The following is a 20,750-nucleotide window of genomic DNA, read 5'->3' on the forward strand; positions in this document are numbered from 1 at the left end:
ACGGAGGCCTGTTAAATTCAGGCCTAAAATTTAAAATTAAATACGCGCAATAATTTCTTTTGCAACGTCTAACGTGGTGTAACCCGCAGTAGGGAAAATATCTGGTGTTCCCACACCGGCAGCTACAGCTTCTGCCACTGCCTTTTCAATCGTGCGTGCGGCTTCATCTTGCTTAAGTGAGTAACGCAGCATTAAGGCCGCACTTAGAATTTGTGCGATTGGGTTAGCAATGCCTTTTCCAGCAATATCCGGTGCAGAGCCACCAGCAGGTTCATACAAGCCAAAACCAGTTTGATTTAAGCTTGCCGATGGTAATAACCCCATCGATCCTGTGATCATTGCGCATTCGTCAGATAAAATATCGCCAAATAAGTTATCGCATAGCAATACATCAAATTGGCTTGGTTCTTTTACAAGCTGCATCGTTGCGTTATCGATATAAATATAATCAAGTGCCACGTCTGGATAATCTTTACTTACTTCAGTTACCACTTCACGCCACAACACGCTCGATGCCAACACATTTGCTTTATCAACCGAAGTAACTTTGTTTGCACGTAACTTAGCGGCTTCAAACGCAAAGCGCGCAATGCGTTCAATTTCTTTACGTGAATACCTTTGCGTATCGAATGCGTATTCATCAGCACCTTCTCCACTACGGCCTTTATCGCCAAAATAAATGCCACCGGTAAGTTCACGTACACATAAAATATCAAAGCCTTTTGAACTAATATCTGCACGCAGTGGCGATGCAGCACTCAATGCAGGTAATAGTTGCGCCGGGCGCAAGTTGCAGAACAAGCCAAAATGTTTACGAAGTGGCAATAACGACGCACGCTCAGGCTGCTCTGATGGTGGTAAGCCTTCCCATTTCGGACCGCCAACTGAACCGAACAAAATAGCATCGGCTTGTTCGCACGCGGCTAGCGTAGTATCTGGCAGTGCCTTACCAAATTGATCAATCGCTGCGCCACCAATTACGTGATGATTTAAGCTCAATGAAAAATTAAACTTTTCACTAACCGCATTTAATACGTCGATTGCGGCGCTCATCACCTCAGGTCCAATACCGTCGCCGGCTAATACTGCGATGTCGTAATTTGACTGGCTGCTCATACTGCTTTCCTTTGTAGTTTTAGATCAGACACTTGCTGCGCCCGATAAATTAAATTGTGAACTCGAACCAAAGCGCGTACCGACGCTTCTACTATATCTGCTGCTAAACCTGCGCCGTGATACTGACGACCGTCAAACTTAGCAATAATATCAACCTGACCAAGCGACCCTTCGCCTTGCCCTGTTGCGTCTAAATTATATTCAATTATTTCAACATCCATATTAGTCATACGTTTAATAGCTTTGAATGATGCTTCAACCGGACCATTACCCGTAGCAGCTTCAGTTACTTCTTTACCGCCAATGGTCATGCCAATACTACTGCTAGCAATTGACTGAGAATTTGATGTTGAATGAACAAATGACAATTGATAGAAATCGCTTTCATCCGATTGATTATTAAAATAAATCATCGCTTCAAGGTCATAGTCATAAACCGTGCCTTTCTGATCGGCTAACGCTAAGAAGCTTTTGTACAACGCATCCATATCGTAATCTTCAGCTTGATACCCTAATTCGCTTAAACGATGCTGAATAACATGACGACCTGAACGCGAAGTCATATTTAACTGGTTGTTTGGCACACCGACTGTTTCTGGCGCCATAATTTCGTAAGTGTTTTGCGCCTTTAGTACGCCGTCTTGGTGAATGCCCGAACTGTGAGCAAACGCATTTTCACCAACAATGGCTTTATTTGGTTGCACAGGCATATTGCAAATTTGACTGACTTGTCGTGATGCGCGATAAATTTCTTCGCTGACAATATCGGTATGTAATTTAAGGTGATCTTCACGCATTTTTAAGATCATCGACACTTCTTCAAGTGAGCAGTTACCCGCGCGTTCACCTATACCATTAACCGTACACTCGATTTGACGTGCGCCTGCTTGCACTGCCGCAATTGAGTTAGCAACGGCTAAACCTAAGTCATTGTGACAATGCACACTTAAACGTGCTTTATCGATATTTGGCACGTTATTCATTAAATGTGTGATCATTGCGGCATATTCATCAGGCGTTACATAGCCAACAGTATCAGGCAGGTTAATAGTTGACGCCCCTGCATTAATCGCAGCTTCAACAATACGGCATAAATCGCTATGCGGCGTACGCCCCGCATCTTCACAAGAAAACTCTACATCATCAGTGTAGTTTCGCGCTTGCTTAATCGAACGCACTGCCATTGCTGTTGCGTCATCAAGACTCATGCGTAGCTTATGTTCAAGATGTAATGGACTGGTTGCGATAAAGGTATGAATACGACTTTTTTCAGCTGGTCTTAATGCTAAACCGCATGCTTCAATGTCTTTTTCAACGGCACGCGCCAAACCACAAATTGATGGTCCTTTAACTTCACTGGCGATGCGCTCTACTGCTCTAAAATCAGCTGGACTAGAAACCGGAAAACCGACTTCCATAACATCAACGTTTAGTCGGCTAATTGCATGAGCCAGCTGAAGCTTATCATCCTCTGTAAGGCTTGCTTTTAATGCTTGCTCACCATCGCGTAACGTTGTATCAAATATCCAAATTTTATCGCTCATACCTGCACCTTTGCCCTAATATAAAAAAACCCCGCATTTAGCGGGGTTTTTGCAAACTTTTCAGTCAAATACACTAAGCCCCGCTTCTGCAATTACGCAGTAAGAGGTTGTTTAGAAGTAGGCTAATCGTGTTGTTTGACATTTTTATTTAGTTTCCATCATTAACTAAGGCAATTTAACCATTAGCAAAAGAACAAAACAAGCATAAAAAATTCAAAAAGCAGGTATTAAAAGCGCCCTAACAGGAATTTAAATACCAGAAACCAACAATTGTTGAAATATATTTTCACATTTGACGGTTTTAGAAAAATATTAGTTAATCGTGTTAAGTGTTATGCATAAAAAATAAAATTAAAAATGAGCAAATTAAATACGATTATTTTTTAACATCTCAAAAACTTGGTTCACAGGGATCGGCGGTGCTAAATAATATCCTTGCATAAAACTACATGAGAAATTGTTTTGCACTAGCTTCTGCTGCTGGTAATTTTCAATGCGCGCAAATATGTAATTAATTGAATGGTAGTGATAGGCTTGCGATACCTTATCCATTTGCTGCTTATCTAAATGCTGAAGTTGCGCAACCGGTACTTTTACTTCATCAATCACTAATGGCAACTTTTCAATATTACTAAGCACATCATCATCACCATCAATCGCTAAACTAAAACCCAGTTCTTTAAGCCCAGTTAATAATTCAATGACCTTAGCATTTGAGCTATAGAATGCGTCCAACGGAAACTCAAAAACGATTTGTTCAGGATTAATTCCCGCGATATCTAGGTGCTGGGTCATCACTTTGAGTAAGTCATACTGTTCAAGATCGATAAGCGATAGATTAATCGAAAGACGTACGCTGCTAAATGCGGGTAATACTTCGGCAATGCGCTTAAAGAATACTTCGCTAAAGGTCGCGATCATCTGATGATTCTCGATAGCGTTCATCACTTCGCGAGTACTGAGTTTAATCCCGTTTTCTTGAAAACGCACAAGGCATTCAAACCCAGATAGTTTTTCGTTTTGGCTGCGAAATTCCGGTTGAAAATCGAGATTAATACAATCTCGTCGTGAGAGAAGTGAAGCCAGTTTGTCTTTATCGATGATTTTCTCAGTCACCGAACGCTGACTAAACACTTGGTTAAAATCGCTTAATTTTACCGGTTTATTAATTTGTGCGACGAGTTCACAAGGTAAAAATAATGGCACCGCATCTTCATCATTTAGTAGTAAGACTAAACGGCCTTTAAAACCTGTGCCAAGCAACCAGCTCGACATATCAACATCAGTAAACGCGCTGACCGCGATAACTAAAGTGTCGTCACTGGTGCCCTGTACTACTTCACTTTGTAAACTAGCGAGATTACCAGTCGTGAAAATTCTGCCAGCCCATAAGTATTCTATACACTTTTGTGTAGTAGCTCGCTGCTCTTCACTACTGTCAAATATGTATACGGTTTGTTCTTTTAATTCCATGATAAAAACCATTTAAATGCGTAATTTAAGTCAAGCATAAATAAATTAATTTACCAGTTGCGCGACGTCAGCAAATTGAGCGAATTAATCTCAACCGCAACTTAAAACAATGCTTACTCGTAATCTTATTTAAGCTTAAATTACTGAGTGAAAATTATGGTTTATGCAACCATCCCTGAGATAAAGCAAAATTTAAACACAAAAAAAGCGCCTAAACAGCGCTTTTTTACTAATTGCTTAAATTATTTTTGAGCAAGGTAATTAATTAGATTCGCCATATCTTCAGCACTTGAAATGCCTGACTTACGGCCAAAGTTAACTTTGTACTTACCATTAACGATAAAGGTTGGTACTGAGCCTAATGCGCCTTTGCTCTTAAAGAACTCTTGTTCTTTGCTCATTTTCTTCGCTTTAGTGCGTACGCCGAAGCTCTTGTAATATTTATCGAATGTTGCAGCCTCAACACCTTTAGCTACAAATACATCTTTTACGTCTGCAACTTCATTAAAGCTTTTACGCTCACCGTGAATATGGTTAAAAATACCTGCAATCACTTGGTCTTTTTGCGGCAGCGCTTCGGCTGTTGCTAACGCTTGTGACAACATTTCTTGATTTTCTTTTGAACGACCGCCCATAAAGTTAACGTGCGCTTTTTTAAATGCCACGCCGTCTTTTAGTAAAGGTTTAATGTCGTAAATCACGTTTTCCATGTTGTTACATGCTGGGCAGTAGAATGAGAAAAACTCAGTTACTTCCGGCTTTTTAGTTGCGCGATCTGAGATCACTTCATAGTGCACGCCTTCTTCAAACTGGTTGGCAATTGCCACAACAGGCAGTGCTAAAGCTAAAAGAGCAGCTTTAAAAAATGCTTTCATTATTACTCCGTTATTTTTCTAATAGATAATCAACGAGCGCTTTTAGCTCATCGTATGATTTAATACTGGTTAATTCGATACGGTAAATATCGTTAACAATAAATGTTGGTACGCCAGTCAACGCACGCAGTTCTGAAAAACGCTTTTGCTGTTCAACCATGTACTGTTCTTGCGCAGCAATTGCCATGCTTCCAGCTAGCTGGTCAAATTTTTCTTCTGTTACAATATCGTTTAGTACAAATAAGCGACGCACATCACCGATAGTTGCGAAGCTGCCGCGATTGCGATGAATAAATGAAAAGATAGCGTCGCTCGCTTCGCTCGCTTTACCTGCTTGTTTTGCAACTAAGTAACCAACAGAAAGCAACGATTGAGTTTTTGGGTCAATGCCGTTTAAAAAGTTTACATGACTTTTAACAAAAGTACCTGCTGGTAGCTCTTTATTTAATCGCTGGGCGATCATTTCAAAATTGTAGCAATGCGGGCAGTAGTATGAGAAAAACTCGGTTACTTGTGGTTTTTCAGATTTTTCAGTTTTAATACGAGAAAAGTGTTTCCCCTCTTCAAACGTAAACTCCTTAGCAAATAGTGCTAATGGAAAAATTAATGCAACAATTAAAAATAACTTCTTAGTCATAGGGTTCTCTTATGGCAAAAGCTTTAACGGTGCTTCGTGCAACGCAGCCAATTGCTCCTTTAAACTTAATATTTGTTGTTCCCAGTATTTGTCTGATGCAAACCACGAAAAGTTCCGTTGAAATGCTAAATCACTCCAACGTTTTGCAAGCCAGCCCATATAATTAATCATACGTAAGGCGCGCAAAGGTTCGATCAGCCTCAGTTCTTGTAAATCCAGTGATGAGAATTCGTCATATGCACACAACAATGTATCCATTTGCATGCGTTGTTCACTTTCATCACCGCTTAACATCATCCATAAGTCTTGAACTGCTGGCCCCTGACGAGCGTCATCTAAATCAACGAAAGTCAGTTCATTACCTGTCCACAGAATATTGCCAATATGGCAATCACCATGCAAGCGGATCTCGTTAATTGGCGAATATTTCTCTTCAGTTAACGTGATAACCTGTTGCAAAACAGTCATAAATGGCGTTTCTAAACTTGGCGATATTAAATTACTATCTATTAGAGAACGTTTGGCGTCGTGCAAAAACTCTTGGCAACTAATTGTTGGCCTAACGGCAAACTGTTTAGTTTTAGCCACATTATGTAAACGACCGATAAAACGACCTAAAACTTCCAGGTGATCGTAATTATCTGCTTCAAACGTTCTACCACCTACGCTCGGAAACAGCGCAAAACGGTAACCTTGGTATTCAAATAAACTAGTATTGTCGCGCTTTATTGGCGCGACAACAGGCACTTCATCGTCAACCAGTTCATAACTAAAATCATGCTCTTCTTGGATTTGCAATGAGCTCCAACGCTCTGGACGATAAAACTTCACTACATAACGTTTGTTATTTTCCGCAATAAACTGATAAACGCGGTTTTCATAGCTGTTGAGCGCTAAAAGCCCCGATATAGGGTAAACGCCAATGCTTTCTACCGCGTCTAAAATACGTTCAGGCGTTAAGTCTCTAAAATCAAAAGTCGACATTTAACGTCCTTTAAAGAACTTGCTTGGCTGCGCAAGTTGCGTCTCTGATTGATCTGCACGCTGCAAGACAAAATTGAATTCGGTGATTGGCGATTTCAAATCATACGGGTCAATTGCGATTGACAACGGCAGGCTATACGACTCACCAGAACGAATATGCACCTGTGTTTTGCCAATAATATTAAAATTATTTAGTCCCTCAACCGCAATGGTGTATTCGTGGTCTTGCTGTGACTTATTAAGAATTTTTAAAGTATATGTGTTTTCAACTAAACCTTCATTAGTTACGCGGTAAAGCTGATTTCGGTCGCGAATAATATCAAGGTCCATAGGAATACGAGTCATCACATCCGCAACAAAAATACCGCAAATAACAAGCATTACGACCAAGTAGCCAATAATTTTCGGACGAAACGCGTGGGTCTTTTTATCAGATGTTAAGTTACGCTCTGTTGTATATGAAATAAGCCCTTTGTCATAATTCATTTTATCCATCACTTCGTCACACGCATCGATACATGCACCACAGTTAATGCATTCGTACTGTAATCCATTACGGATATCAATGCCTGTCGGGCAGACATGCACACACATTTTACAATCAATACAATCGCCTAAACCAAGCTCTTTTGGATCTTGTCTTCTGCCACGTGGTCCACGGTTTTCACCGCGCTTTTCGTCATAGCTAACAGTGAAGGTATCTTGGTCGAACATCGCTGATTGAAAACGCGAATAAGGACACATATGTAAACACATGATTTCACGCATCCAGCCTGCATTGCCATAGGTACAAAAAGTAAAAAACAATACGCCACCAACAGCATAGGCCGTTGCTTCAAAGGTAAAAAAATCCACCATTAATTCACGAATAGGCGTGAAATAACCAACAAAGGTTAACGAGGTAAACAGTGAGAAACCAACCCAACTAAAATGTTTCGCTGATTTTCGCCAAAACTTATCAAAGTCCATTTTACGCTGATCGAGTTTTTTGCGCTGATTCGCGCTGCCTTCGATTTTTTCTTCAAACCAAATAAAGATAAACGTCCACACAGTTTGCGGGCACATATAGCCACACCAAACCCGACCATAAAAGGTCGTTACTAAAAACAGAGCAAACGCGCCAATCATAAAAATCCAGGCAAGAATGGTTAAATCTTGCGGCCATAATGTCATGCCAAAGATATTGAATTTTTGATTGAAAATATCGAAAAGAACCGCTTGATGGCCGTTGAAACTCACCCATGGCAGTAACATAAAACTAAGCATGGCAATAAAACCAAGGTACTTACGTAACTTTTGGTGTAAGCCTTTTACAGCACGAACATAAATGCGGTTGCGCGGGTTAAAACGGTCAAATTTTTCCGCGTCAGGCTTATGTACCTTTACTTCGGTTGGAATATTTTTTACTTTAATTTGCTTGTCCATGGCGCCCCTAGGTGTGCAAACTTGTAGATAAGTTGCTTAATTATAACAATTGTCTTTGCTAGTGCGATGCATTTTATTAAACTAAATGCACAGCAAATTAGTGCTAAATCAAAAAAAAGAAAAGTTTATGAAAAATTACTTCTTATTTGTATTGGTCATTCTTATCTTAGCCAGTGTTGATCACCCAAGCATTGCTAAGCCGCGACAAGAGCTTTATGACAAAGTTATGGGCGTACTGAGCGATTCGAGCAAAGTAAAAACAGATCAAGAAGCTGCTCGTTCATTAGAGCGCGCCAAAGAAAAGCTTCGTTTGTCGCAAACTGCTGAGGACTATTTAACTAAGCAGCTTGCCACTAACCAAAAAATGTCATCGTTTAACACCCGTTACTGTGTAAAAAAAGAGCTTAACTCTTACTTTTACGGGGATGACTTAAGACAAATTTGTAAAATTATTGCGGAAGAATCTAAACGTTAATTATGGATTTTTCACAGCTTAACAAAAAGTTTGCAAAAAACTTTAATGATCAAAAAGCCGTTTTAAAAAAACTCTTAAAAGGCAGTACAGTTAATTGTGATACGTGTAACAAACCCCTTAGCGTATCACTTAACGACAAAGACGGTGAGTTTATTGTAAGTTGTGGATCTGGCTGCACTCGGCTCACTCTTGAGATAGATTAGTTAACTCAAGCTAACAAAAGCAAACTTTAGTTGTGAGTATTTAGGTGATCTCATTCGAGAGCATCTTCTTCAATGAGCCCTGCATCTAGCACACATGATTCGATAAGCTCTGCATACCCCTCAGCAAATGGTTCAATCAAGCTGATAACATCATCACACAATGAAGCGTCGTTATTTAGATCTGCAAAAAAGCATAAATAACCTAACGTCATTGCCAGTACTTCGCTTAGTTCCCCATTGAGATTATTCGCCGATACAATTGGCTCTATATAATGCTTAATGCCTTGAGTAAAACCTAGCGCCCATAAATGAAGCTCGCCGTTTTTTGATAAATTAGCAGCACTCGGTTGCATAATGCTAATGCGAGAAGATAGCGCATAGCCTTTTTCAAAAACATGATCGCTAACATCATTGTGAAAGGCCATTAACGCAAACAGTTTATCGTCGGCTAATTCCTCGCTTTTATTACCAAGCACTTCACTAACCCAAATATCTTCAATAATCGGAGCTGGTGCGGCTATAAGCGCAAATAAATACCCTTCAAGCTGGGGGAATGGCATCGCATAAGGTGCCATTTCACTGCTTGCTAACCAGCTCGTCAACGCGTGCTTATCTGTTTGTGTAAATTCAATCATGTTTTGTACTTAGAACTTAAACGGGTAGCGCCCGCTATTATCTGGCTTACCCAAAAACTTAACGGCATCATGAACTTGTTTTGGCAAACTTGCATCTGGTTTAACAAAGCCACTAACACTCATCAAGCGCAAACCATATTGCGCTTCTAGCTGCAGCCCAAGTTGGTTCTCTTCACTAATATTTAGACTTAGCGACCCATTTTCACATCCAAGCTTACCCTTGATGGTGTCAAACTCAATCCAACCTTGTAGACCTTGCACCGATAAATTGTGTGTTTCAGCATTACCTGCTAAAACATGACACAACTTATCTTTTGCTACCAATGGCAATTCAGCGTTGCTCACTTTTACTTTTAAATTACCTTTAGTTGGCAACGCCATTGGCAATTTAACATTATCCATAATACTTGATGTCGCAACGCGGATATTAGCACGGCTTAACTGCACTGTTTCAGCTGAAAATGGCAAAGTAAGTGACGCTTTGCCATACGGCGTATCAAACCCACGTAAGCTACCAAATTTAATATCAACACTCACCTTGCCAGTTAACAGACTAGCTGGTTTTAACTGCCACTCTAGCTTATCGATAAGCTGTTGATTAATTTGAGCCTGAGCGATGCGACCTTGCCAAATCGTGCCAGACACACCTACAACTTTAATATTTTTTGGTAAGTGACTTTGTGCAAAGCCAAGCACAACCGAGGCTGGTGCAAGGTACATAACAAACGCAATAAATGCGACAATAAATAACAAGATAAGAGATATCGTTTTTTTCATATTACTTCTCAACCACCAAACGACTTATGCTTACCATGCCAGGCTCGGCACCTCGATTAATATCAATCGCAGAGATCGTTAAACCACTTTCTTCGACCAGTGATTCAAGCCAAATAAGTAGTTTATTAAATTCAACTGATTCGATGGTAAGACGCAGTGTCTCGTCTTTTGGCTGCATTTTGCTGATGCTGATTTGCGCGCGACGGCTCGACACATTAATAATCTGACTTAAGCTGCCACTCACTGCGCGTTTGCCTTGTCCGCTGCCATTAATTTTTGCTGCACTTTGTTTTACAAATTGCGCTAATTCTTGCTGTTGCTGCAAAGTTTTTTCCGCTTTTTCAATTTTATTGTTTAATGGACGAATAATTAACATCACAATAATAAACAAAGTAAAAATTACCGCAGCGCATTTCAGCAGTAGCTGTTCATTTGGTTTAAGATTCTGCCAATAGGCTTCTAACTGATTCATGAACCCGCCTTAATTTTTATTTCGCCTACTACAAGGTTACCTGAGTTACTAAGTGATCCCTGCTCTACTTGCAACGCTGAACGTTCCAGCCGTTGTTTTACAACATTAAAGCTCTGGAAATCTTTTGCACTGGCACGTAAGCGTAGCTCACCTCGCTTACTGTCAAAACGTAATGTTTCAGGTGTAAAACCTTCAACATCTTTAAATACAGGCGTTAGGTGGTGCAGTAAAAACAAAAAGCCCGTTTCGCCACCAGACGATACTTGTGACAATTTAGACTGAATTTGACGGCGAATTAGATTTGGTCGCACTTTTGAACCAGGAAATGCTTGTTGATACGCTTCAATTGTCTCAGCTTTTGCAACAGCAACTTTCTGCTCCAATTGGTACGCGGTTACCGCTTTCAAAACAAGGCCAAACATTAAAGCTATACCTGCGGCAATAGCAGGCACTTGCCATACAGGCCACACACCTTTGCTTTGTTTTTTAACCTGAAATGCACCTTGCAACATATTAAATGGTTGCGTCGCAAGCTGTTTGGTAAAAATCGCTAGCGGTAGGTCATAGTGTTCTAATTTTTTTACCGCGTTGTCATATTCAAACTCTAAATCGCTAAGATGTGCGAGCGATTGTGTATCTAGGGTTGCAATAAATTCGTTTATCCAACTTGTTTCCACCTCGGCAATGCGCCAAGCATTAAGTCTAAACAACCAGTTGTTTTCAAGCGCCGTAACGGTTACATCGGCGTCATCAAATTGCGGTAGTAACAGCGCATCAGGCAGCGCACGCGTTGGCGATAACTCTGCTGTTTTTAAAATATCCAACCAGTTTTCAAACCACGCTCGCTGACAAACAGCCACTTGTAATGCGTGCTTTTCGCCCAACATACAAGGTTCACCGATACTGATCAGTACATCGTCCAATTCACACGCAAGTTCTTCTTCTAGCATAAATGGCAATGCTGACTCTAACTTACGGTTGTATTTAGTCGGCAAAACCACCGTTTTAAGCTGTACTTTGCTAGCAGGAAATAGCGCGATAACTTCCCGTGATTGCGCTTTTTCAGCTAATTCTTCAAGTACCAAGCTATTATCAATTCGACCACTTGCTATGGTTTCATTCGCATTACTTATAAGCCAATGAATTGGATCATTAACCGATTGCCCTAAGCGAATAATTAAGGTTTCTTTCACTGTACGCCTCCAAATCTACGCGCCAGTACACTAACTTTTTGATTATCTGTTATATGTATTATGGATTTCATCGCAAAATTCGTTTCAAAGAAGCTTGCCTTTATTTGCGCTTCAAAATAATTACTATTTATCACAAAGCGTTTATCTTTATCATCCAACGATTTAGCGCCATTTTGTTTGGCATCATTAATGAATTTATTAAGGTCATCCCAGCCCTCATTCGGACGCTGACTTATTATTGTCTCTGCTTGGCTCTCTGAAATATCCAGCATTGCAGCCAATAACAAACTCTGTTCAGGTTGCAGTGTATTCACATTCACTTTAAATTCGTCATATTGGGGAATAACGCAAACGTATGGCTTTAATTTTTCCACGATGATCGGGTTAAAGCCACGAATTAATCGCAGTTCCGATACGCTAGCAAATAAGTTATTGGCTGTCATATAAGGAATACTGTAAGACATGTACTCCCCTTCCTCGACCCCCTGTCTTTTTGGCATGCTATCTTCATCCAGCCAATCAAATACGCTATCTGCAAGTGCTTCTTTCGATTCTTCCATCGGTAAATCAGGAATAATATCGAGTAACGCTTCTAATGTTTTATGTGCTTCATTAAAATTTCGAGTACTGGCATTATTGGGATCAACAAACCGCAGTGCATTAAGGTTTAAACACGCCTGTAAATCAATAATTTTACCTTCAACCGTACCATCTTCAACAGGGTAAGGCGGTGTTTCAACAGCCCACTTTTGCGATAAATCGATACGGTCTTTATCTTGTTTTTTTACATCAATCAGCAATCGTTTTGCCAGAGCTTCACCCGCCATGGCATACCAACGTGCTTGCTGCTGTAATACGAGATTACTTGAACGCTGTACTTCTACCATCAAGCGCGCATTCATTTTAACTGCCAAAGATGCAGCCAGTGCCACGACAAACAGCACGATAATTAACGCTGCGCCCGTTTGCTTTTGCATCATCAGGTCGCCTCACTCTCTGGCAGCAGTAAAATGCGACTTACGATCATTTCATCGGCTAACGCAATTTCTACTTTGATGGCTTTAGGCAAACTAGGATTAGTCCAATTTTCTTCCCATTTATCATTTTCGCCACGAAAACTAATGGTGAAGTCTTTAATGTCTTCCAGTAAAACTTGGCTTTTAGGTTCAGTGCCATCAAGCGAATCGACATAAATGCGATATTTACGCACTAAGTTATCTTCTTCGACAACATAACTGAATAACTGTAATTCACTGCGCGGCAATAAGTTAACTGGGTTACTCCAACCATCTCGCACGCCTGCAACACCATGATATTGACTATCAAACAAAAAACGGTCAGCAATTAAAAACTGCTCTAAACTATCACCCGATTCATTGCGAGTGTTACGTAGCGCTAATTGGGTAAAATCTTGCTGCATCATACGGAAAACCGTATTCATAGCGCCTATTTCAGCTACTTTTTCTTTTGAATTTTGATTGGCATTAATCGCGGTCGACAAAATTTGATGACTTGCCAGCGTTACCATTGCTAATACCGCGAGTGCCACCAGCACCTCAATTAAAGTAAACCCTAAATAACTATTACGCTGAGTGACCACTTACTTACCCTCATTTTTTGCAATGTAAGTAATTAGCTCATACACATCGTGTTTACGTGCTTCGTCTGAATAAACTAACACTCTTGCTTCAAGCAAGTCGGGGCTTTCGGTTTTGGTAATTTTGTGACGCCAGTAAAACTTAATTCCCGCCTGCTCTTCATCACCAGTTTTATTATCCGCTGGCGGCCAATTGGTAGTAAGCGTTAATTCAGCTAATTGATTCTCAGCAACCCAGCTTGCAAGCTGTTGCTCTTCGATATTAGATAGGTGATTAATGTGATCACCAACCGCTTTCATTGCGGCAATGCCTGCAAGTGCACAAATGGCCATTGCAATCATCACTTCTAATAACGTAAAACCGCGTACTCTAGGCATCGTCATCCAATTCCTGAGACAATTCAACGGGCGCCATTAACTCACCCTTAATGTAATAAGGACGCGCTTTTTCGTTATCAGTTAGTGTTAGTACAAGTTGAAAAGGACTCACTTCACCGGAAGACAGCAATAAAACCTGTGGAATTTTCATTTTCTCAAGTTCCAATAAGCTTTCTTCATCTTCACTGTTAAGAAGCTGGCGCCAATCGACTTGTTGCAACAAGTTTTCTTCACCCCACGGCAAATCTTCAAGTGCCATTTCAACACTAATAAACTCACTGAACTGATGCGGTTTAAATACTTCAGGCTCTGTAATTGCAACCCACTTTTCGCTATCAAACGCCAGCAGCTCAAAGGTATTAGTATTTTTATCTATATGAAAGCCCAGCTCAAGCTGGTTCATAACGGCAAATTCAGAGGCAAGATTAATCATGGTGTGAAGCTTAAGTGCTTCGGTTTCAAGTTGTTCTTCTTGCTGATCATTAAGCGTAAGAACAACAAGGTTCATGGCAAAGCCGATAATTACCAATACCGCTAAAATTTCGAGTAAGCTAAATCCGCTTTGCCACTTTTTCATAATTTAAACTAACGTTAACGATTAACGCGCGTCTTCGTCATCCCAGTTACCAATATCATCTTCTGTACCAGCAACACCGTCTGGACCCATTGAGAAAATATCAATTTTGCTAAACTCACCAGGGCTTACTAGCTGATATGGGCTTTCCCATGGATCGACTGGTAGCTTTTCAATAAAACCACCTTCAGGAAAACGTTTTGGTAACGGCTCAATCGTTGTTTCTTCAACTAACGCCTCAAGGCCTTGTTCTGTTGTTGGGTAACGATTGTTACGCAGCTTGTACATATTCATAGCATCTTCTAATGCGCTGATATCAATACGTGCTTTGTCAATTTTTGCTTCTTCTTGTTGACCCATGATGTTCGGCGCAACTATGGCCATGATCATGCCAATAATTACCAGAACTACCATGATTTCAAGTAATGAAAATCCACTTTGCTTTTTCATTTAACACCTCTATAAAACTTAACGCTTATCCGATCGCGTTATTCATCGCCATAATTGGCTGTAAAATTGCCATTACAATAAACATGACAATGATTGCCATAAGCGCAATCATTAATGGCTCTAGTAGCTTTAGTGAAATATTCACTAACGCTTCAAACTCTTTATCTTGGTTATCAGCCGAGCGCTCTAACATTTGTTCAAGCTCACCTGACTTTTCACCACTGGCTATCATATGCAGCATCATAGGTGGGAACAGTTTAGTTTGATCAAGTGACGCTTTCAGGCTGGCACCTTCACTGACTTTTACTGCTGCCTCAGCGACTGCTGCTTTCATTTTTTCATTTGCTAAAACTTCGCCCGAAATTCGCATGCCTTCTAGCAGCGGCACAGAACTCGATGACAAAATACTTAGCGTTCTTGCAAATCGTGCTGTATTAAGACCACGGGCTACTTTACCGATAAATGGAAACTGCAATACGCGAGAATCGAACCAAAAACGTATTTTCGGTTTTCTCAAAGCATTCTTAACGGCAAAGATACTGCCAAAAATGGCGATTAATGAAAACAACCAATAATTTTGAATAAAGTTACTTGCCGCAATTACTGTTTCTGTGGTCCAAGGCAACGCCAGCTTTGAACTTTGAAACGACTTAACGATGGTCGGTACTACCGTGCCCAGCAAAATAGACACAATTGCAACAGCAAATACCACAAGAATAATGGGATAGACCATAGCTTGCGTTATTTGACTACGCATATGCTGTCTTTGTTCAGTGTAATCAGCCAAACGCACCAGTACTTGATCAAGGTGCCCCGACTTTTCGCCTGCGGCAACCATAGCGCGATATAGATGGTCAAAAATATGCGGAAACTCAGCAAGACCTTCAGCCAAACTGTAACCTTCTACCACTTTTGAACGCACTGACATCAACATGCTTTTTAAACGTGGCTTTTCGCACTGCTCTGCCACAGCAAGAACTGCCGCTTCAACAGGCAACGCCGATTGCACAAGTGTTGCTAATTGACGCGTGATAAGTGATAACTCATGAGCCGATATTTTGGCTTTAAACAATCCGCCGCTATTTTTAACTTGCTGCTTTTCTTTATCCGCAGCTTGCACCACCTCTAGCGGTGTAAGCCCTTTTTCCCGCAGCATTTGGCGAATTTGCTTTGCGGTATCAGCCTCTAAAATACCTTTTTTATTTTTACCGCGACCATCGAGCGCTTTATATTCAAACGCAGCCACGATTAACTTTCCTCACGCGTCACGCGAAGCACTTCTTCAAGTGACGTTTGCCCCGCAAGTACTCGGTTACAACCGTCTTGGCGAATACTTGGTGTGGTTTTACGTACGTATTTTTCAACCGCTTGCTCGCCTTTGCCATCGTGAATAAGTTCGCGTACCGCTTCATCAACCACCAGCAATTCATGAATACCAGTACGGCCTTTATAACCGTTGTGATTACATTCGCTACAGCCGACAGGGCGACAAATTTCAACACCTTTACCGTGTTCTATACCTAGCAACTCACACTCTCTTTCATCCGCTACATGCGACTCTTTGCAGTCACACAAAGTTCTAACTAAGCGTTGCGATAGCACACCTAGTAATGACGAAGAAAGTAAGAATGGTTCAACCCCCATATCTTCCATACGAGTAATCGCACCCGCTGCCGTGTTAGTGTGCAGCGTTGATAATACTAAGTGACCGGTTAATGACGCTTGTACACCAATTTGCGCTGTTTCTAAATCTCGAATTTCACCAACCATCACCACATCAGGGTCTTGACGTAAGATGGCACGTAAGCCGCGGGCAAAGGTCATATCTACTTTAGGGTTAACCTGCGTTTGACCTATGCCAGGGATTTCATATTCAATTGGATCTTCAACCGTTAGGATATTACGATCTCGGGTATTAATCTCGGTCATACCTGCATACAAGGTGGTACTTTTACCTGAACCTGTTGGGCCGGTAACCAAAATAATGCCATGCGGTTTACGAATTAATTCGGCGAATGTTCTACGGTTGCCCTCTGACATACCGAGATCTTCCAGATCCAAACGTGCATTATTTTTATCAAGTAAACGCAATACAACACGTTCACCAAAGCTTGACGGCATAGTTGAAACACGCACATCAACCGCGCGCCCTGCAATACGTAAACTAATACGACCATCTTGTGGAACACGTTTTTCCGCGATGTCGAGCTTTGCCATTACTTTAATACGTGAAACAAGTAATGATGCGAGTTTACGATTTGGCTCTAATACTTCTTTTAAAACGCCATCAACACGGAAACGAATCACCAAGTTTTGCTCGAACGTTTCAATGTGGATATCCGATGCACCTTCTTTAATCGCTTCACCTAACATGGCGTTGATTAGTTTAATAATTGGTGCATCATCTTCCGAGGCAAGTAAGTCTTCTGTCTGCGGTAACTCTTCTGCCAGCGAGAACAAATCGACCTCATTGCCGATATCTTCCATAATCTGCTGAGTTTCTGAGCTATCGCGTTGGTAAGCCACCTCTAACAGTAACTCAAACTCATCTTTAGTCACTTGCTTAAGCGAAAAGGTGCTTGCAGCAACACGCCTTACTTCAAGTAATGCCTGTTGGTTTAAATCGCCCGCATAACTTACTACTAACTCGTTGTTTTGTGTTTGCATCAAGATGCTGTAGCGCTTAGCAAAACTGAATGGTAAACGCTTAATAGGCAATACGGGTGCAACACTAACCTCAGAAACTATTTCAGTCATCTTGCTGATTCTTTTTGTTTTCGCCGTGTAAGAACTCTTGATACGTTGGCGGTAACACAAGCGCATCGTTCCACTCTGGTAGTACTGGTGGTACTTCATTTGGCATTAAGTTAATGCCATCGTCTTTGCGTTTTACCTGCTCGCCACGAATAAAGTTATATTTACCATGACTCAGCTTATTCATGCTTACACTGTCACGCAGAATAGTCGGGCGAATAAATACCAATAAGTTACGTTTTTGCTTGGTTGACGACGTTGATTTAAATAAGTGACCAAGCACTGGAATATCACCTAGCAATGGCACTTTTTGCACGCTTTCTTGTACATTTTCGTCAATTAAACCACCGAGAATCACCATGCTACCGTCATCGGCCAGTACAGTGTTGCTAATCGAACGCTTGTTAATTGAGATATCAACCGCTGTTGCACCTGATACACTTGATACTTCTTGTTCGATTTTTAATTGAACCGCTGTACCTTCGTTGATTTGTGGCGTTACTTTTAGTTTTACACCCACTTCTTTACGTTCTACCGTTTGGAATGGGTTGGTATTGCTACTGCTTGACGTTGAGCCAGTAAGAATTGGCACTTCTTGACCAACTAGCATCGACGCTTCTTCATTATCCATCGTGGTGACAGAAGGTGTAGCAAGAATATTTGAATTAGTATCAGATGCAACTGCTTGTACTATTGCAGCCCAATCATTTTTCGCAATACCTACTGCTAAACCACTAATACTGCTCAGTAAACCAGCTAAAGGTTCCAAGTTACCCTCAACGGTTTTCTCGATTGGGGTAACATTACCTGTTTCGCCACCGATTACATTGTCAGTGATGGTTTTATCACGCGCCACTTCTGCAGCTGCAGCAATTGAACCGATTGGTGCGCTGCTGCCGTTATTAAACTGCACCATACCGCCTTGCTCTGAAATCCATTGCAAGCCAAAGTTAATGCCGTCACCTTCAAGTACTTCAACGATAATGGCCTCAACTAAAACTTGTGCTCGACGCACATCCAGATCTTTTATTACTTTTTCAAGTGAGCGCATTACATCAGGGTTAGCTGTGATAACAACGGAGTTTGTGTCTTCGTGCGCTTCAATACTAATTTGATCTTTGTTAGCTGAACGACCAGATGTTTTGCCTTGGTTCTTTTCGTCATTAATCGACTTACTCACGCCTTGTAGCACTTTCACTAAGTCTTCTGCTTTAGCGTAACTTAGGTAAAACACTTTGGTGTTACCTTGTGTTTCAAGCTCGTTATCAAGACGCTTAATTAGGGTAATCGCTCTGTCACGCGCTTCCCCTTCGCCGCTCACAATGACACTATTCGTGCGCTCATCGGCAACTACTTTAGGAATAAGGAAAGCTGGAATGTTGTTTTTTCCACCTGACGCAGGCTTGTAGATAGTTTCAACTACAGAAACAACATCTGACGCTGTTGCATAGCTCAGTTTAACAATATCAACTGATTGATCACCTGCGCGGTCAACTTGTTTAATTACCTGTACAAGGCGATTAACCGTTGCCGCGTGACCCGTTAACATCATTACATTTGATGCCGTATATTGTGCCACGTGGCTACCGCCTTTTTGGTCACTAAACTGACGAACAACTGGACCAAGCTCCTGTACGCTGACGTTCTTTACACGCACAACGCGGGTGATCATTACATCGCCGGTAACTTCTTCATCGTCATCCAGCACAGGAACATTCTTTTTACGACCGTCGGCACTTTTATCAATTTTGATAAAACCGGTTTCCATTTCAATTGCTGTATAGCCGTATACTTCTAATACATTTAAAAAGAACTCGTAATACAGCTCTTCGTCCATCGCCTCGTAACTGCGCACATTAATTTTGCCACGCACATTAGGGTTAATGATGATGGTTTTTTTCAAGTCTTTACCAACAACATTAATGAATTCAGTGATTTCTGTATTTTTAAAACTAGGTGAATACTCCACCGCAAGTGCAGAATAGGAAACACCTACAGCAACTAATAATGCTGCATATTTACGTAATCCTTTGTAAACCTTGCTTAGGTTTAACACGCTTTTCATTTAGTTACTCCGAGTCGTATTCTTATTCTAGGCTAAATAGCACGTCGAGAATTTGCCCTTGGCGCTCGATAACTATTGTCGCTGATGATGCATTTCTAAGCTCACCAATCGCTGCCATAGCCTGTTTCATATCGGTTAGCTGATAGCCATTAATTGAAGTCGCGAGATCCCCACTTTTAAGCCCCATTTGTGAAAACAGTTTAGGGTCTTTGCCTGGACTAAGGTTATATCCAACAATTTGCCCATCAACCCGTTTAGGTGAGATGCGAATATAATCAAAAAGTTTCCCAGGTTCTTCAAGTAATTCTCTGCGCTTAGCTTTTAGCTCTTGTTTAAGGTCTGCATTTTTCGTTGCATTTATTGCAGGAGCCGGAGACTCATTTGCGGAACGAAGTTGGTTAAATGACTTGCCTTGTTTTTTGGTAGGTTGCTTAACGGTTTTTGAATAATCAATACCATCGAGCATTAAGGTTTCAAAACGACCGCTTACTTTAATAATAACGCGATCCGCAAAAATGGTTTCGATTTGTGCACGAGTGCCTTTAACCAATTCGCCTACTGAATAGGTTTCTTGCCTATTTTGGCTTTCAATAATGGCATGACCGGCTTTCTCATCGCCTGCAATCGCCACTACACCCGTTAATTTGATATTTAACGTTGTTTCAGGTGCATCACTGATAATTTCTTGTGTTTTCTGCTCTGCTTGTTGCGCTGCATTACCAAAAATATTTTGCGATACCAGCTCTTTACTGCTGTAGTTGAATGCGCTACCCGAATCACTGTTATTCACAGTAATAAATGCAGCTTGCTGAGTTGGCTTTGGCCATAACATCCAAGTTAATTGCGCAGCTAAAAATGCGACATAAATAACCACAACAACAAGCACAATATTGCTTGCTTTTTTATGAGGAAATTTTGCTAAAGCCTGTTCGATTTGCGCTTGGTTTATCTGCATTATTATAATTTGTTTGCTTATTTTTGAACGACCATCTTAACCTGTCAGCTTTTATACAACAAGCAGGTAATCTGGAAAGTGGCTGGAATTTACACTGTAAATATGACAATTCTGTGTCTGGGCTTGATTCCCTTTGTCTCTATTTTTGGTAAATAAATGTATCAACTT

21 protein-coding genes are annotated in these 20,750 nt (G+C 41.0%); 1 reads left to right on the top strand and 20 read right to left on the bottom strand.

The window, feature by feature from the left end; all coding sequences use genetic code 11:
- Window positions 1-36 precede the first annotated feature (36 nt).
- The 7 genes from leuB to ccoG all read right to left on the bottom strand — a co-directional run bounded on the left by leuB (window position 37) and on the right by ccoG (window position 8,054).
- Window positions 37-1,116: a 3-isopropylmalate dehydrogenase gene (leuB, locus tag AN214_RS06515; RefSeq protein ID WP_054978974.1), complete on the bottom strand. Its 1,080-nt coding sequence runs from the start codon at window positions 1,114-1,116 to the stop codon at window positions 37-39.
- Window positions 1,113-2,660 carry a 2-isopropylmalate synthase gene (gene leuA, locus AN214_RS06520; protein ID WP_054978975.1) on the bottom strand — a complete coding sequence of 516 codons (1,548 nt, stop codon included), beginning with the start codon at window positions 2,658-2,660 and terminating at the stop codon, window positions 1,113-1,115. Before leuA ends, leuB begins: the two co-directional genes overlap by 4 nt.
- 366 nt (window positions 2,661-3,026) lie before the next feature.
- Window positions 3,027-4,133, bottom strand: coding sequence for an EAL domain-containing protein (locus AN214_RS06525; protein ID WP_161805663.1), 1,107 nt, complete (start codon window positions 4,131-4,133; stop codon window positions 3,027-3,029).
- A gap of 242 nt (window positions 4,134-4,375) precedes the next feature.
- The gene (locus AN214_RS06530) at window positions 4,376-5,008 is read right to left on the bottom strand and encodes a thiol:disulfide interchange protein DsbA/DsbL (protein ID WP_054978977.1); all 633 of its coding nucleotides are present in this window, start codon (window positions 5,006-5,008) and stop codon (window positions 4,376-4,378) included.
- 10 nt (window positions 5,009-5,018) lie between these two features.
- Entirely contained in the window at window positions 5,019-5,645 is a 627-nt protein-coding gene (locus AN214_RS06535; protein ID WP_054978978.1) for a thiol:disulfide interchange protein DsbA/DsbL, read from the bottom strand.
- Between the two features lie 9 nt (window positions 5,646-5,654).
- Window positions 5,655-6,629, bottom strand: coding sequence for a serine/threonine protein kinase (locus AN214_RS06540; protein WP_054978979.1), 975 nt, complete (start codon window positions 6,627-6,629; stop codon window positions 5,655-5,657).
- Window positions 6,630-8,054 carry a cytochrome c oxidase accessory protein CcoG gene (gene ccoG, locus AN214_RS06545; RefSeq protein WP_054978980.1) on the bottom strand — a complete coding sequence of 475 codons (1,425 nt, stop codon included), beginning with the start codon at window positions 8,052-8,054 and terminating at the stop codon, window positions 6,630-6,632. It lies immediately after the preceding gene.
- A 127-nt stretch (window positions 8,055-8,181) separates the two neighbouring features.
- On the opposite strand from ccoG, the gene AN214_RS06550 reads away from it, so the two are divergent.
- On the top strand, window positions 8,182-8,529 hold the full coding sequence (locus AN214_RS06550; RefSeq protein WP_152960728.1) for a hypothetical protein: 348 nt from the start codon (window positions 8,182-8,184) through the stop codon (window positions 8,527-8,529).
- Between the two features lie 253 nt (window positions 8,530-8,782).
- Here AN214_RS06550 and AN214_RS06560 read toward each other — a convergent pair whose 3' ends face one another.
- From AN214_RS06560 to gspC, 13 genes are read right to left on the bottom strand one after another with little or no spacing between them, the layout of a single operon-like run.
- Window positions 8,783-9,367, bottom strand: coding sequence for a UPF0149 family protein (locus AN214_RS06560; protein ID WP_054978983.1), 585 nt, complete (start codon window positions 9,365-9,367; stop codon window positions 8,783-8,785).
- 9 nt (window positions 9,368-9,376) lie between these two features.
- Entirely contained in the window at window positions 9,377-10,144 is a 768-nt protein-coding gene (locus AN214_RS06565; protein WP_054978984.1) for a type II secretion system protein N, read from the bottom strand.
- Between the two features lies 1 nt (window position 10,145).
- Window positions 10,146-10,616, bottom strand: coding sequence for a type II secretion system protein GspM (gene gspM, locus AN214_RS06570; protein WP_054978985.1), 471 nt, complete (start codon window positions 10,614-10,616; stop codon window positions 10,146-10,148).
- Window positions 10,613-11,809, bottom strand: coding sequence for a type II secretion system protein GspL (gspL, locus tag AN214_RS06575; protein ID WP_054978986.1), 1,197 nt, complete (start codon window positions 11,807-11,809; stop codon window positions 10,613-10,615). The genes gspM and gspL overlap by 4 nt, the downstream gene beginning before the upstream one ends.
- Window positions 11,806-12,789, bottom strand: coding sequence for a type II secretion system minor pseudopilin GspK (gspK, locus tag AN214_RS06580; RefSeq protein ID WP_054978987.1), 984 nt, complete (start codon window positions 12,787-12,789; stop codon window positions 11,806-11,808). The genes gspL and gspK overlap by 4 nt, the downstream gene beginning before the upstream one ends.
- Window positions 12,789-13,409 (bottom strand): type II secretion system minor pseudopilin GspJ, encoded by a 621-nt coding sequence (gene gspJ / locus AN214_RS06585; protein ID WP_054978988.1) that lies wholly within the window; start codon window positions 13,407-13,409, stop codon window positions 12,789-12,791. The genes gspK and gspJ overlap by 1 nt, the downstream gene beginning before the upstream one ends.
- Window positions 13,410-13,790 carry a type II secretion system minor pseudopilin GspI gene (gspI, locus tag AN214_RS06590; RefSeq protein WP_235576715.1) on the bottom strand — a complete coding sequence of 127 codons (381 nt, stop codon included), beginning with the start codon at window positions 13,788-13,790 and terminating at the stop codon, window positions 13,410-13,412.
- Entirely contained in the window at window positions 13,777-14,361 is a 585-nt protein-coding gene (locus AN214_RS06595) for a prepilin-type N-terminal cleavage/methylation domain-containing protein (protein ID WP_010561247.1), read from the bottom strand. Before AN214_RS06595 ends, gspI begins: the two co-directional genes overlap by 14 nt.
- 21 nt (window positions 14,362-14,382) lie before the next feature.
- Window positions 14,383-14,808, bottom strand: coding sequence for a type II secretion system major pseudopilin GspG (gspG, locus tag AN214_RS06600; RefSeq protein ID WP_054978990.1), 426 nt, complete (start codon window positions 14,806-14,808; stop codon window positions 14,383-14,385).
- A 25-nt stretch (window positions 14,809-14,833) separates the two neighbouring features.
- A complete protein-coding gene (gspF, locus tag AN214_RS06605) occupies window positions 14,834-16,054 on the bottom strand; it encodes a type II secretion system inner membrane protein GspF (protein WP_054978991.1) in 1,221 nt (406 codons plus the stop codon).
- A gap of 2 nt (window positions 16,055-16,056) precedes the next feature.
- A complete protein-coding gene (gene gspE / locus AN214_RS06610; RefSeq protein ID WP_054978992.1) occupies window positions 16,057-17,565 on the bottom strand; it encodes a type II secretion system ATPase GspE in 1,509 nt (502 codons plus the stop codon).
- Entirely contained in the window at window positions 17,558-19,627 is a 2,070-nt protein-coding gene (gene gspD / locus AN214_RS06615; protein ID WP_054978993.1) for a type II secretion system secretin GspD, read from the bottom strand. The genes gspE and gspD overlap by 8 nt, the downstream gene beginning before the upstream one ends.
- Before the next feature lie 22 nt (window positions 19,628-19,649).
- Window positions 19,650-20,582 (bottom strand): type II secretion system protein GspC, encoded by a 933-nt coding sequence (gene gspC / locus AN214_RS06620; protein WP_054978994.1) that lies wholly within the window; start codon window positions 20,580-20,582, stop codon window positions 19,650-19,652.
- Window positions 20,583-20,750: the final 168 nt, after the last annotated feature.

Origin of the sequence: Pseudoalteromonas sp. P1-9 (genome assembly GCF_001399975.1) — a bacterium.
Taxonomy (GTDB): domain Bacteria; phylum Pseudomonadota; class Gammaproteobacteria; order Enterobacterales; family Alteromonadaceae; genus Pseudoalteromonas.